General features: G+C 39.8%; 1 pseudogene. It reads left to right on the forward strand.

Features of this window, described 5'->3' with window-relative positions:
• Positions 1–322 (forward strand): annotated as a pseudogene (locus tag J8L98_RS24710) (transposase); the annotation flags it as partial.

Here is a 322-nt window from a genome sequence, read left to right on the forward strand (position 1 = left end):
TCACATTGTACTTTATGTAGATGATATAAAAGCTAAAAGACTGAGTGATAAAGCGGTTATCATCAGATGGCATAAGCTGTTTAAAGGCACCATACTGTCTCATAAGTACCTTCAGGGTGAAGAGCTAGACTCAGCGCAGCAACACTTTTTAAATAAAGACATTGAACAATTTAGAGAACGCTTATCGAGTATCAGTTGGTTTATGCGGGTACTGAATGAAAGCATAGCCCGAAAAGCGAATAAAGAAGATAACTGTACAGGCAGATTTTGGGAAGGGCGCTTTAAATCACAAGCCTTACTTGATGAAGCTGCACTAGCGGCT

The organism is Pseudoalteromonas sp. MMG013 (assembly GCF_018100885.1).
GTDB classification, from domain to species: Bacteria; Pseudomonadota; Gammaproteobacteria; order Enterobacterales; family Alteromonadaceae; genus Pseudoalteromonas; species Pseudoalteromonas aurantia.